The organism is Oerskovia sp. 140933 (assembly GCF_059651515.1).
The window spans coordinates 14,467-27,368 of the sequence record NZ_JAMXIO010000025.1 but is presented as its reverse complement, the minus strand read 5'-3'; the positions used below and the strand labels follow the sequence as shown (position 1 = coordinate 27,368).

Here is a 12,902-nt window from a genome sequence, read left to right as displayed (position 1 = left end):
GGAAAGATCGGGTCCCATGGCCCGACCTACACCTCTCTCCGGTTTCCCCGAATGGCTCCCTGCTGGACGCGTCGTGGAGCAGCACGTGCTCGACACGCTGCGTCGCACGTTCGAGCTCCATGGTTTCGCGGGGATCGAGACGCGCGCCGTCGAACCCCTGGACCAGCTGCTGCGCAAGGGCGAGACCTCCAAGGAGGTGTACGTGCTGCGCCGGCTCCAGGAGGAGCCCGACGCAGCCGATGCAGGCGCGGGGGACCGGGGTGGCAAGGGCGACAAGCAGCTCGGCCTGCACTTCGACCTGACGGTGCCGTTCGCGCGCTACGTGCTGGAGAACGCCGGTCACCTGGCGTTCCCGTTCAAGCGTCACCAGATCCAGAAGGTGTGGCGTGGCGAGCGACCCCAGGACGGGCGCTTCCGTGAGTTCGTGCAGGCCGACATCGACGTCGTGGGCGCGGGCGAGCTGCCCTACCACTTCGAGGTCGAGCTGCCCCTGGTCATGGCCGAGGCGCTGGGCGAGCTGCGCTCGATCGGGGTGCCCGAGGTCCGCATCCTGGTGAACAACCGCAAGGTCGCGGAGGGCTTCTACCGCGGGCTGGGCGTGGACGACGTCGAGGGCGTGCTGCGCAGCATCGACAAGCTCGACAAGATCGGCCCGGACAAGGTCGCGGCGCTGCTGGTCGCGGAGACGGGTGCGACGCCCGAGCAGGCGGCCGCGTGCCTGGCGCTCGCGGCGATCTCCGGCTCGGACGCGACCGTCGCGGAGCGGGTGCGGGCGCTCGCGGCCGAGCACGGTGTGACGTCCGACCTGCTGGAGGAGGGGCTCGGCGAGCTGTCGGCGCTGATCGACGCGGCGGCCGTGCGGGCGCCCGGCGTGGTGGTCGCGGACCTGAAGATCGCGCGTGGCCTGGACTACTACACGGGCTCGGTCTACGAGACGGTCCTGGTGGGGCACGAGCAGCTCGGGTCGATCTGCTCGGGCGGGCGCTACGACACGCTGGCGTCGGACGGTGCGAACACCTACCCGGGGGTGGGGCTGTCGATCGGTGTCTCGCGGCTGGTCTCGCGGCTGCTGAGCGCGGGCCTGGTGCGCTCGACGCGGTCGGTGCCGAGCGCCGTGGTGGTCGCGGTGACGAGCGAGGAGACGCGTGCCGCGTCGGACGCGGTCGCGGTCGCGCTGCGCTCGCGGGGCATCCCGGTCGAGGTGGCGCCGAGCGCGGCGAAGTTCGGCAAGCAGATCAAGTTCGCGGACCGTCGCGGCATCCCGTTCGTGTGGTTCCCTGCGGGGATCGGTGCGGACGGCGAGGTCGTGCCGCACCAGGTCAAGGACATCCGTTCGGGCGAGCAGATCGCGGCGGACCCGGCGACGTGGGCGCCGTCCGAGGAGGACCTGTGGCCGCGGGTCGTCCCGGCGGGGGAGTGAGACCGCTGCCCGGGCGCTGACCCGGGCGGACGTGCGTGAGGCCCGGCAGGGGTTCCCTGCCGGGCCTCACGCGTAGGTCGTTCAGGGCCGCGAGGACGCTCGGGTGTGAGGGGCCCAACATGGCCGGTCATCGAACGCGAGTTCCGCAATCGGTCCGATGCGGCGGGGTGGGCGCGACTACGTGGTGCGTTGTCTGTGGGTGTGCCGCTCAACACTGCCGTCATTACGTCGCGTCCACCGCCGATCTCGTACATCCACGAAATCCACCCACGCAGGCATCGGGGCAGCCTGATGGGTGGATTCGGTCACGTGCTCACCGGGCAGGAGCACGTCCCACCACCCAACTCCAAGGGTCACGTGACGACCCTCAGTTGTTCTCATCGGTTCGGTGGACACCGTCACCTGGTAGACCGGATCCGACGATCCGTTCAGGACGTGGATTGTGACCGCAGACCCGTTGGATCCAGACTCATTCCAGATCGCGACCCTCCGTGCCTCGGTCATCGTTTCGGACTTGGCCCGCTCGGCCTCATGGCGTGCCTGGCGTCGGAGTTCTTCGTCGAGCGCCGTCTGTGCCCTCATCCTTTCCGCGCGCTCTACGAAGAAGAGCACCGCCGGAACGGCGGCAGCCAGAATCGTCCCGACCGCTGTTGCAATCGTCCAACCGTCAGTCATGTTGTTCCGCGAGTTCGCACCCATCGATCCAACGTGCAAGAGTGCTGAGGGTCGCGAGTTGCTCCAGTGCTTCCTGAGCGGGCAGATCCTCCGTGCTGTGCGTCGCTGGGTTCCGGATCGCGAGGAAGCACCCTTGGCCGAACTGAAGCAGTCCCGATCGCATAGCCCGGACCGTGAGGTCCGAGTCGTCGCCGGGCCATCGAAGGCGTGGCTTCCCAGGCTCGGGCTGGTTCGGTGAGAACACCTGCGCCATCAGCGCACTGTCGGACATGTCGCGTCGTCCGGTGAGTTCCTGGACATGTGCGTTCAGAAAGGTTGCAGCGCGCTGCACTGCCGAGCCGTGGTGCCCGTCGCCCCACAAATTGGCTGCCGCGTCCCAGATCAGCGGGTGCAATGAGTCGGCAGCCATTGCCGGCGCCGAGGTGCCCGTGATGTGCTGCGCTGTTTCAGCATCGGTGGCGAGCTTGCCAAGGGCGCGCCTGGCGAGGTCAAGGCCGTTCTGGAGCTCAACGAAGTTGTGACTGTTGAGCGGACGCACCAAGGCGTCGACCTTTGTCACCCCCAGAACGGTGCTGATCACTCGCCGTGCCTGGTGCTCTCGAGCGAGCATTGCGTCAGTCCTAGGACCTGAAGCGCAGAACGCGAACTCTCGACGAGACCGGCCGTCAAGCAGCGCGGCGTCGGCGTGCTCGATCCACCAATCGAGAACGCCCTTGGCCCAGACCGGATCAATGCTGAGCGGCATTTCGCGCACTTTCTGCTATAGGTGTTGCGCGGCGGAAAGTCATCTCATCTCACCCAGTTCCGTGGGACGACGTGTCGTGAGTCCATCGACAGGTGCGAGTGTCTCGCGTCGAGACGACGCCGCGCCACTCGCGGTCGACGCGACGAGTTCCGCGCGCCCGGGCCGGTCCGTGGTCGCGATCCGTCTGGTCATGCGTGCCTCCGGGGGAGAGTTCTCCCGAACGTGGTCCGCCCGCAGATCGTCGAGCCACTGACGGACCTCGCTCGGTACGACACCGCGATCCTCGCGAGCCCCGATCTGGAACGAGCGCCCGCCCATGATCATGTCGCCGTTCCTCGACGGAGTCTCGCTCGCGGGCGCGACGACCCTGCCCCGTCACGACGCACGCCATGGGCGGCCTCGGCCGGGCGCCCGAGGTCTACGCGACCCTCGCTCCCGACGCGGTCATGGGCGAGGGGCTCGCGGTGGGCGGGGAGCGTGTCGCCGACGCCGGGCCGGAGATCGACCGCTGGGTGCTGGCGGCGGGGATCGGCTGAGCAGTCCGGAGCCGCCGTCGGCGTCGACATCGACATGTGATCGAACATGTGTTCGAATAGCGCCATGAGGTGGGACGGGCAGGCGATCACGGCGGACGACGGCGCGCTGCCCGGGCTCAGCCGCATGGCGGGGCTGGTGCGGACCGTGCGCACGCCGGAGTTCGCCGGGGTCACGTTCCACGAGGTGCTCGCCAAGAGCGCGCTGTCCAAGGTGCCGGGGGAGTCCCGCATGCCGTTCACCTGGACGATCAACCCGTACCGCGGATGCTCCCATGCGTGCTCCTACTGCTTCGCGCGCCCCTCGCACCGCTACCTCGACATGAACCCCGGCGAGGACTTCGACAGCCAGATCGTCGTCAAGATGAACGTCGCCGAGGTGCTGCGGGCCGAGCTCGCCAAGCCGTCCTGGGCGGGCGACGCGGTCGCGCTCGGCACCAACACCGACCCCTACCAGCGCGCCGAGGGGCGCTACCGGCTCATGCCCGGGATCATCGACGCCCTCGAGGCCTCGCGCACGCCGTTCTCGATCCTCACCAAGGGCACGCTCCTGCGCCGGGACCTCCCGCGCCTGAGCCAGGCGGCGCAGATCGTGGACGTGGGCATCGGGGTCTCCCTGGCGTTCGTCGACGAGGACCTCCAGCAGGCCGTCGAGCCGGGGACGCCCACGCCGCGCGCCCGCCTCGACCTCGTCCGCGCCGCGAGGGCTGCCGGGCTGCCGTGCGGGGTCATGATCGCCCCGGTCCTGCCGTGGCTCACCGACTCGGCCGACCACCTCACGCGCCTGCTCGACGCGGTCCACGAGGCCGGCGCGACCGGCGCCACGGTCCTCCCGCTGTTCCTCAAGCCCGGCACCCGCGAGTGGTTCATGGCCTGGCTGCGTCGCGACCACCCCGAGCGGGTCGCGGGCTACGAACGCGTCTACGCGGGCGGGTCGTCCGCGAGCCGTGCGTACCGGGACTGGCTGTGGGACCGGGTGCGCCCGCTGCTCGTCGAGCGCGGCTTCGCGAGCGCCGGGCACCGCGCCCAGGCGCGCACGTCGGGCCACGCCCGGACCGCCTGGCACCCCGAGTCTCCTGGCGAGAGAGCGCGGCGCGACGAGGGGGACTACCCGGCCGGGAGCCTGGTGGCGCAGCACCGGGACAGCGGCAGAGGGCCAGCCCGCACGGGCACGAGTGCGTCCGCGAGCGCCGAGCAGCTGCTCTTCTAGGACGGACCCGGCAGGACACGCCCGGCGCGCGTCCGCTGAACGCGACGGCCTGGCGGACCCCCGCGCTCAGTCCTGCGCGAGCCGGGCCGGGAACCCGCCCGTGGCCACGGGTCCCCAGCCCGTGACGGTCACGCGCAGCAGCGACTTGCCCTGCGCGACCATGGCCCGGCGGTACTCGTCCCAGTCGGGGTGCTCCCCGGCGATCGAGCGGTAGTACTCGACGAGGGGCTCGACCGAGTCCGGCAGGTCGATCACCTCGGCCGTGCCGTCGACCTGGACCCAGGCGTCGTCGAAGTCCTCGCCCAGGACGCACAGCGAGGCGGCGGGGTCGCGCCGCAGGTTCACGGCCTTGGCGCGGTCGGGGTACGTCGAGACGACGACACGCCCCTCGGCGTCGACCCCGTACGTGACGGGGCTCATCTGCGGGGCGCCGCTCGCGCGCCGGGTGAGCAGCACGGCCCGCCGGTTGGCGCGCAGGAACGCGACGAGCTCCGCGCGTCCGACCCGGTCCGTGGTCGCGATCCGTCTGGCCATGCGTGCCTCCCGGGGAGAGTCCTCGTGAACGTGGTCCGCCCACAGACTAGACTCGTCCGCGTGCGTCGTCTGCGCACTCCCCACTCCCATCCCGGGACGCCACTGCGCGTCCCGGCATGTTCCGGAAGGACTCTCTCCGTGCTCCGCACCCATACAGCCGGCTCCCTGCGGGCCGAGCAGATCGGTCAGACCGTCACCCTCACCGGTTGGGTCGACCGTCGCCGCGATCACGGTGGGGTGGCCTTCATCGACCTGCGCGACGCCTCGGGCATCGCCCAGGTCGTCATCCGTGACGAGGCGATCGCGCACCCGCTGCGCGCCGAGTTCGTGCTCCAGGTCACCGGTGAGGTCTCCCGGCGCCCCGAGGGCAACGAGAACAAGAACCTCCCCACGGGTGAGATCGAGGTCGTGGCGAGCGACGTCGTCGTGCTCAACGAGTCCGCGCCCCTGCCCTTCCAGGTCTCCACGGCCCTCGAGGGCACCGAGGTCATCGGCGAGGAGGCGCGCCTCAAGCACCGCTACCTGGATCTGCGCCGCCCCACCCCGGCCCACGCCCTGCGCCTGCGCGCCAAGGCCAACCAGGCCGCGCGCCGCGTGCTCGACGAGCAGGACTTCGTCGAGATCGAGACCCCGACGCTGACGCGCTCGACCCCGGAGGGCGCTCGCGACTTCCTGGTCCCCGCGCGCCTGGCCCCGGGCTCCTGGTACGCCCTGCCGCAGTCCCCGCAGCTGTTCAAGCAGCTGCTCATGGTCTCCGGCATGGAGCGCTACTACCAGATCGCCCGCTGCTACCGCGACGAGGACTTCCGCGCGGACCGTCAGCCGGAGTTCACGCAGCTCGACGTCGAGATGAGCTTCGTCGAGCAGGACGACGTGATCGCGCTGGGCGAGAAGATCCTCGTCGCGCTGTGGGACCTCATCGGGTACAAGATCCCCACGCCCATCCCGCGCATGACGTTCCACGACGCGATGCGCCTGTACGGCTCGGACAAGCCGGACCTGCGCTTCGGCAACCCGCTCGTGGAGCTCACGGACTACTTCAAGGACACCCCGTTCCGCGTATTCCAGGCCGAGTACGTGGGCGCCGTCGTCATGGCGGGCGGGGCCTCGCAGCCGCGCCGCCAGTTCGACGCCTGGCAGGAGTGGGCCAAGCAGCGCGGGGCCAAGGGCCTGGCGTACGTGACGTTCCAGGAGGACGGCACCCTCGCTGGCCCGGTCGCCAAGAACCTCTCGGAGGCCGAGCGCGAGGGCCTGCGCGACGCGACCGGCGCACAGCCGGGCGACGCGGTGTTCTTCGCCGCGGGCAGGACCAACGAGTCGCGCGCCCTGCTGGGTGCTGCTCGTCAGGAGATCGCCAAGCGCACGGGGCAGATCGACGAGGACGCCTGGGCGTTCGTCTGGATCGTCGACGCCCCGCTGTTCAAGCCCACGGGTGAGGCCGCCGACGAGGGCGACGTCGCGCTGGGCAACTCGGCCTGGACCGCGGTGCACCACGCGTTCACGTCGCCCACGCCCGAGTGGATCGACACGTTCGAGCAGAACCCGGGCGAGGCGCTCGCGTACGCGTACGACATCGTGTGCAACGGCAACGAGATCGGCGGCGGCTCGATCCGTATCCACCGCCGCGACGTCCAGGAGCGCGTGTTCGCGGTCATGGGCATCGGCGAGGAGGAGGCCCAGGAGAAGTTCGGCTTCCTGCTCGACGCCTTCGCGTTCGGCGCCCCGCCGCACGGCGGCATCGCGTTCGGCTGGGACCGCATCGTGGCGCTGCTGACGAAGTCGGAGTCGATCCGCGACGTCATCGCGTTCCCCAAGTCGGGCGGCGGGTTCGACCCGCTGACGCAGGCGCCCGCGCCCATCACGGCGCAGCAGCGCAAGGAGGCGGGCGTCGACGCGAAGCCCAAGGCCGCGCCCGCGCCGGACGCAGCGGCGGAGGCCGCTGACGCTCCTGCCGCTGCCGGGAAGGCGTGAGCGCCCCGGACACCCGCACCCTCGCAACGACGCTGGGAGGCTCGACCGGTCTGACGGACCGGTGGGCCTCCCACCCGTTTGTCCTGGCGGACCTCGCGGAGTGGGACGTGCGCGGGGTGTGGCAGGACGAGCGGGCCTGCGTGCTGAGCGTGGCGGCGCCGGTCCCGGCCGGGACGGGTGCGGAGCCCGACGGCGCCGCTCACCTCCGCGAGGCCGTGGCCCTGTGGGGCGTGGGCTCGCCCGAGGGGACCGCGGCCCTGCTCGCGGACGCCGCACGCTCCGGTGCGCTGGGGGAGCCCGTCGTGGCCGCGGGGCTGCCCCGCGGGACGCTGCGGGACCTGGGGGACCGGTGCGCGGGCCAGGACCTGCCGGCGATCCTGCGCGAGCGCGACGAGCCGTCGGTCTCGACCTGGGACTTCCTCGCGACCCGCCGGGCCCCGGCCGCCCATCCGGGCGAGGAGCACGTCGAGGCACTGACCGGACCGACCGTCGTGGCCGAGGTGCGCGCGTGCCTGGACACGGCGAACCCGCTCGCCGAGACGAGCCCCGAGGACCCGCTCACCCGGTGGTGGGGCTGGCGCGACCAGGACGGCGTGCTGCGCGGTGTGGTCGGCGCCCGGCAGGCGGCACCGGGTACGCCGTGGTCGCTGGGCAGCATCGCGACCGACCCCGCATGGCGCGGGCGGGGGATCGCCGCGGCGACCACGGCCGTCGTGACCCGGGCGGGGCTCACGGAGTCCGACTGGGTGACCCTGGGGATGTACGCCGACAACGACGCGGCCCGCAGGCTCTACACCAGGTTGGGATACGCCGTCGCGCAGGAGTTCGAGAGCCGCCACTGACGTCCCTGGCGCCCGGCGGGGTCAGGTGTCGCGGGCGCCGTGCGGCCGCGTCACCAGCCCCGTTCCCGGCGAGCACGCCCGGTGCGGGTCAGTGCGTGATCGAGAACCGCTCGTACAGCCACCTCAGGTGCTTGGGCGCCCACCAGTTGGCCCGGCCCAGGAGCGTCATGGTCGCGGGCACCAGCAGGATCCGCACGATCGTCGCGTCGATGAAGACCGCCACGGCCAGCGCGAACCCGACCTCCTTGATCACGAGCAGCTCGCCGAACACGAAGCCCGCGAAGACGACGATGATGATGGCCGCGGCCGACGTGATGATGCGCCCCGAGCGCTGCAGCCCCAGCCGCACCGCCTCGTCGTTCGACAGGCCCGCGTCGTGCAGCTCCTTGATGCGGGACAGCAGGAAGACCTCGTAGTCCATGGCCAGGCCGAACGCGAACGCGATGACGAGCGCCACGACGTACGTCTCGATGCCGCCCGCCGACGAGAAGTCGAGCAGACCCTCCAGGTGCCCGTCCTGGAAGACCCACACCAGCACGCCCAGCGACGCGGCGAGCGACAGCGCGTTCGTCAGGAGCGCCTTGACGGGGATCAGGACCGATCCCGTCATGAGGAACAGCAGCACGAACGTCGCGACCACCACGATCGCGACGGCCCACCACACCCGGTCGGCGAGCGCCGCCCGGAAGTCGACCTGACCCGCGGCCTGGCCCGTGACGTAGAACGCGAACCCGGGGTCCTGCGCGCGCAGATCGTCGACGAGGGCGACGGCCTCGGGGCCGCCCGCGTCGTCGACGTCGAGGTGCACCCCGACGACCACGTGGTCGGTGCCCACGGCGACCGCCGGGTCGACCCGCTCGACGTGCTCGAGGCCCGCGATCTCGTCGGCCCACGCCTGCGCGTCCTCGGTCGTGGAGTCCGTCACGACGCGCAGGTCGGGGCTCGCGGACGCGGGGAACTGGGCGGCGAGCTCGTCGATGAACTCGCGCTGGGGCGAGGACTCGGGCAGGAGCTCGATCCCCGAGTTGCGCATCTGCAGGCCGAGCACGGGCAGCGCGAGGACGACGAGCACGGCGACCGTCGCGACCATGACCCACACGGGGTGGCGCTGGACGCGGCCCGTGAGGCGGGAGAAGAACCCCTCGTCGGACTGCACGTCGGCCGTGCGGGCCAGGACGGCGCGCAGCCCCGGGACCTTGCTCAGGACGCCGGGTCGGACGAGCCGGTGCCCCGCGAGGGCGAGCAGGGCGGGCACGAGGGTCATCGCGGTCGCCACCGCGATGAGGATGACCGCGAGCCCCGCGGCGCCGATGGCCCGCAGGATGTCGGGCTCGAACACCATGAGGCCCGCGATCGAGATCGCGACGGTCAGGGCCGAGAACGCGACCGTGCGCCCCGCGGTGGCCATGGTGCGCACGACGGCGGCGGTCACGTCCGCGTCGCGCCGGCGCGGACGACGCGTGGCGCGGGCCGTGGTGGCCGGGCCGGCCGTCACGGCCGGGTCGGCGCTCCCGGTCCGCGCGTCGTCGAGCGCGTGGAGCTCCTCGCGGAACCGGGACACGATGAGCAGCCCGTAGTCGATCGACAGGCCCAGCCCCAGCAGGGTCACGACGTTGACGACCGACGCGTCGATCGTCAGCACGTACGACAGGCCCAGGAGGACGCCGAGCCCTGCGCCGATCGACGCGACCGCTCCCGCCATGGGCATCGCGGCCGCGAGGAACCCGCCGAAGACCAGGACCATGACGAGCAGCGCGATGGGCAGGGCGATCATCTCGCCCGTCGTGAGGTCCTTCTCGACCTGGGACGTGATGGCCTCGACGATCAGGTCGTTGCTCGAGACGAGCCCGGTGGCGTCCGGGGCGACCTCGGCGAGGCCCGCGGGGACGGCCTCGAGGTGCTCGACGACGTCGGTCGCGGCCGCTGCCCGCGCCTCGTCGTCGAGGGCCGGGTCGAGCGTCACGGACAGCACGAACCCGTCACCGTCGGCCGCGACGAGCGACTGCCCGGCCTCGGTCCCGACCCCGCCCGGGACCACGAACGGGTCGACGACCGTCTCGACCCCGGCGATCGCGGCGAGGTCCTGGTGCACGGGCGCCATGGCCTCGGCGACGGCCGGATCGGCGGGGTCGACCCCGCTCACCAGCAGGGAGACCGTCTCATCGGTCTCGTCCTGCTCGGTGAGGATCTGGGTCCCGCGCTCGCTCTGCGAGCCCGGGACCGAGGGCTCGCCCGTGGTCAGCCGGTCGAACAGGCTCTCGCCGTGGAGGCCGACCACGGCGAGGGCGAACCCGAGCGACGTGAGCACGACCCAGAGGGCGACGGTCAGGCGGGGACGGTGGGCGACGGCACGGCCAAGGCTCTCGAACACCCCGTCAGCATGGCACCTCGTCCGCGCGCCCGCCGGGGTGTGCACAGTGTGGGCGAGCCGTTCCCACGGAGCGCGACGGCAGGTGCGGGCGCGCCGTGCGGAAGGAGCCGTGTCGAGACCTGTCGGTGGTGGTGCGTAGGCTCGGAGCATGCTTCCCGGGATGGACCTGTTCGACGCCGCGACCTCCGGCACCCAAGGGACGCCCCGCCCCGGCCCCGGGGCACCGCTGGCCGTGCGCATGCGCCCGGCCGCCCTCGACGAGGTCGCGGGGCAGGAGCACCTGCTCGTCGCAGGCTCGCCGCTGCGTCGCCTCATCGAGGTCGACGGCCCGGGCGCCTCGCGGGCCGCCCCCGGTTCCGTCATCCTCTGGGGTCCGCCCGGGACGGGCAAGACGACCCTCGCGTACCTCATCGCCACGACCTCGGGCCGCCGCTTCGTCGAGCTCTCGGCCGTGACCGCGGGCGTCAAGGACGTGCGCCAGGTCATCGACGACGCCCGCCGCCGCCTCGCGACCGGCGGCGAGGAGACGGTCCTGTTCATCGACGAGGTCCACCGCTTCTCCAAGTCCCAGCAGGACGCGCTCCTGCCGAGCGTCGAGAACCGCTGGGTCACGCTCGTGGCCGCCACGACCGAGAACCCCAGCTTCTCGGTCAACTCCCCGCTGCTCTCGCGCTCGCTCCTGCTCACCCTCAAGCCCCTGACCGCCGACGACGTGCGCGCCCTGGTGCACCGGGCGCTCGTCGACGAGCGCGGCCTCGGCGGGTCCGTCACCCTCGCCGCGGAGGCCGAGGAGCACCTGGTCCGCCTCGCGGGCGGTGACGCCCGCAAGGCCCTGACCATCCTGGAGGCCGCGGCGGGCGCCGCGCTCTCCGAGGTCCCCGACGCCCCGGTCCCCACCACCGACCTGCCCGACGACGACGCACCGGACGCGAGCGACGCCGTCGGGCAGGCGGGGGAGCCGGTCGCCCCCGGTACGGCCGGGTCGACGGCCGGGTCGGCGGCCGTGCTCGTGGATCTCGAGACCATGGAGCGCGCGATCGACGTCGCCGCGGTGCGCTACGACCGCGACGGCGACCAGCACTACGACGTCACGAGCGCCTTCATCAAGTCCGTGCGCGGCTCCGACGTCGACGCGTCCCTGCACTACCTCGCGCGCATGATCGCCGCGGGCGAGGACCCGCGCTTCATCGCCCGGCGCATCGTCATCTCGGCCGCCGAGGACGTCGGCATGGCCGACCCCAGCGCCCTGCAGACCGCGGTCGCCGCGGCCCAGGCCGTCGCGCTCATCGGCATGCCCGAGGCCCGGATCATCCTCGCGGAGGCCGTCGTGCACCTCGCGACCGCGCCCAAGTCCAACGCGGCCTACCTCGGGATCGACGCGGCGCTCGCGGACGTGCGCGCGGGCAAGGTCGGCACGGTGCCCGCGCACCTGCGCGACGCCCACTACGCGGGGGCCAAGGAGCTGGGCCACGGCAAGGGGTACAGGTACGCGCACGACGCCCCGCACGCGGTCGCGCGCCAGCAGTACCTGCCCGACGTGCTGCAGGGCACCCGCTACTACACGCCCTCGGACCGCGGGTTCGAGCGGTCCGTGACCGAGCGGCTCGAGCGGATCCGGCAGATCCTCGGGGACTGAGCCCGGCGCGCTCGCCCGCCGCACGGGCCACCGCGCGCCGTGCGGTAGACTTCTCAGGTTGTCTCCGCCCGTCAGGGCAGTAGCAACCGCCTGGGACCTCGGCCCCGCAGCCCCGCACGTCACCCTCGACCTCGCGTCGCAGGGTGCGGCATCCTCACGGATCGCGGCGGCTCATCGGCTGGTCCCGCACCCGGCAATCCGCACGGGTGTGACGTCAAGTACACACGACAGGACAGGAACACACTGTGTCTTCAGTGACTCGTTCGCGCCGCCAGGTTCGCCTGAGCCGCGCGCTGGGCCTCGCGCTCACGCCCAAGGCAGTCAAGCACTTCGAGAAGCGTCCCTACCCGCCCGGTGAGCACGGCCGCGCCCGTCGCCGCACCGAGTCGGACTACGCGGTGCGTCTTCGTGAGAAGCAGCGTCTGCGTGCCCAGTACGCGCTCCGCGAGAAGCAGATGGCTCGCGCCTACGAGGACGCTCGCAAGGACGCCGGTCTGACCGGTGAGGCCATGGTCGAGAACCTCGAGATGCGTCTCGACGCGCTCGTGCTGCGTTCGGGCTTCGCCCGCACCATCCTGCAGGCGCGCCAGGCCGTCGGCCACCGCCACATCCTCGTCGACGGCAAGATCGTCGACCGCCCCTCGTTCAAGGTCAAGCCGGGTCAGACGATCCAGGTCAAGCCGAAGAGCCAGGCCACCACGCCGTTCCAGGTCGCCGCTGCCGGTGCGCACCGCGACGTCCTGCCGGCCGTCCCGGCCTACCTCGACGTCCAGCTCGAGAAGCTGAGCGCCGTCCTCGTGCGTCGCCCCAAGCGCGCAGAGGTCCCCGTGACCTGCGAGGTCCAGCTCGTCGTCGAGTACTACGCTCGCTGATCCCTCGTGCGCGGCTGGTGCCGCGTGCTGTGCACGAACGCCTCGCTCACCGCTTCGACGGGGAGCGGGGCGTTCGTGCATCCGGGTAAGGTT

General features: G+C 72.0%; 11 protein-coding genes. 7 read left to right on the top strand and 4 right to left on the bottom strand.

Going from position 1 to position 12,902, the window contains the following annotated elements; translation table 11 throughout:
* Positions 1 to 16: 16 nt before the first annotated feature.
* Complete coding sequence (hisS, locus tag NHG27_RS13405; protein WP_497016612.1) at positions 17 to 1,420, top strand: histidine--tRNA ligase; 1,404 nt, start codon at positions 17 to 19, stop codon at positions 1,418 to 1,420.
* Between the two features lie 177 nt (positions 1,421 to 1,597).
* On the opposite strand, the gene NHG27_RS13400 is transcribed toward hisS, so the two are convergent.
* Entirely contained in the window at positions 1,598 to 2,119 is a 522-nt protein-coding gene (locus NHG27_RS13400) for a hypothetical protein (protein ID WP_497016611.1), read from the bottom strand.
* Positions 2,088 to 2,840 (bottom strand): TIGR02391 family protein, encoded by a 753-nt coding sequence (locus NHG27_RS13395; RefSeq protein WP_497016610.1) that lies wholly within the window; start codon positions 2,838 to 2,840, stop codon positions 2,088 to 2,090. The genes NHG27_RS13400 and NHG27_RS13395 overlap by 32 nt, the downstream gene beginning before the upstream one ends.
* A 389-nt stretch (positions 2,841 to 3,229) precedes the next feature.
* Between NHG27_RS13395 and NHG27_RS13390 the strand changes: the two genes are divergently transcribed.
* Together NHG27_RS13390 and NHG27_RS13385 are read left to right on the top strand one after the other, a co-directional pair.
* Complete coding sequence (locus tag NHG27_RS13390) at positions 3,230 to 3,376, top strand: hypothetical protein (protein WP_497016609.1); 147 nt, start codon at positions 3,230 to 3,232, stop codon at positions 3,374 to 3,376.
* 64 nt (positions 3,377 to 3,440) lie between these two features.
* Entirely contained in the window at positions 3,441 to 4,583 is a 1,143-nt protein-coding gene (locus NHG27_RS13385) for an Rv2578c family radical SAM protein (RefSeq protein WP_497016608.1), read from the top strand.
* Positions 4,584 to 4,649: 66 nt separating this feature from the next.
* Here NHG27_RS13385 and NHG27_RS13380 read toward each other — a convergent pair whose 3' ends face one another.
* Entirely contained in the window at positions 4,650 to 5,117 is a 468-nt protein-coding gene (locus NHG27_RS13380) for a PPOX class F420-dependent oxidoreductase (protein WP_193720197.1), read from the bottom strand.
* Between the two features lie 138 nt (positions 5,118 to 5,255).
* Between NHG27_RS13380 and aspS the strand changes: the two genes are divergently transcribed.
* On the top strand, positions 5,256 to 7,088 hold the full coding sequence (aspS, locus tag NHG27_RS13375; RefSeq protein ID WP_497016607.1) for an aspartate--tRNA ligase: 1,833 nt from the start codon (positions 5,256 to 5,258) through the stop codon (positions 7,086 to 7,088).
* On the top strand, positions 7,085 to 7,930 hold the full coding sequence (locus tag NHG27_RS13370) for a GNAT family N-acetyltransferase (RefSeq protein ID WP_497016606.1): 846 nt from the start codon (positions 7,085 to 7,087) through the stop codon (positions 7,928 to 7,930). Before aspS ends, NHG27_RS13370 begins: the two co-directional genes overlap by 4 nt.
* Before the next feature lie 88 nt (positions 7,931 to 8,018).
* On the opposite strand, the gene NHG27_RS13365 is transcribed toward NHG27_RS13370, so the two are convergent.
* A complete protein-coding gene (locus NHG27_RS13365) occupies positions 8,019 to 10,301 on the bottom strand; it encodes an MMPL family transporter (protein WP_497016605.1) in 2,283 nt (760 codons plus the stop codon).
* Positions 10,302 to 10,461: 160 nt separating this feature from the next.
* Between NHG27_RS13365 and NHG27_RS13360 the strand changes: the two genes are divergently transcribed.
* Together NHG27_RS13360 and rpsD are read left to right on the top strand one after the other, a co-directional pair.
* Positions 10,462 to 11,937 carry a replication-associated recombination protein A gene (locus NHG27_RS13360; RefSeq protein ID WP_497016636.1) on the top strand — a complete coding sequence of 492 codons (1,476 nt, stop codon included), beginning with the start codon at positions 10,462 to 10,464 and terminating at the stop codon, positions 11,935 to 11,937.
* Positions 11,938 to 12,182: 245 nt separating this feature from the next.
* A complete protein-coding gene (gene rpsD / locus NHG27_RS13355; protein WP_193720201.1) occupies positions 12,183 to 12,809 on the top strand; it encodes a 30S ribosomal protein S4 in 627 nt (208 codons plus the stop codon).
* Positions 12,810 to 12,902: the final 93 nt, after the last annotated feature.

Bases quoted from the DNA above. Each gene is read 5' to 3' on its own strand.
- NHG27_RS13390 (WP_497016609.1), top strand. From the start codon at position 3,230: ATGGGCGGCCTCGGCCGGGCGCCCGAGGTCTACGCGACCCTCGCTCCC.
- NHG27_RS13380 (WP_193720197.1), bottom strand. From the start codon at position 5,117: ATGGCCAGACGGATCGCGACCACGGACCGGGTCGGACGCGCGGAGCTC.
- hisS (WP_497016612.1), top strand. From the start codon at position 17: ATGGCCCGACCTACACCTCTCTCCGGTTTCCCCGAATGGCTCCCTGCT.
- NHG27_RS13400 (WP_497016611.1), bottom strand. From the start codon at position 2,119: ATGGGTGCGAACTCGCGGAACAACATGACTGACGGTTGGACGATTGCA.
- NHG27_RS13360 (WP_497016636.1), top strand. From the start codon at position 10,462: ATGGACCTGTTCGACGCCGCGACCTCCGGCACCCAAGGGACGCCCCGC.
- NHG27_RS13395 (WP_497016610.1), bottom strand. From the start codon at position 2,840: ATGCCGCTCAGCATTGATCCGGTCTGGGCCAAGGGCGTTCTCGATTGG.
- NHG27_RS13385 (WP_497016608.1), top strand. From the start codon at position 3,441: ATGAGGTGGGACGGGCAGGCGATCACGGCGGACGACGGCGCGCTGCCC.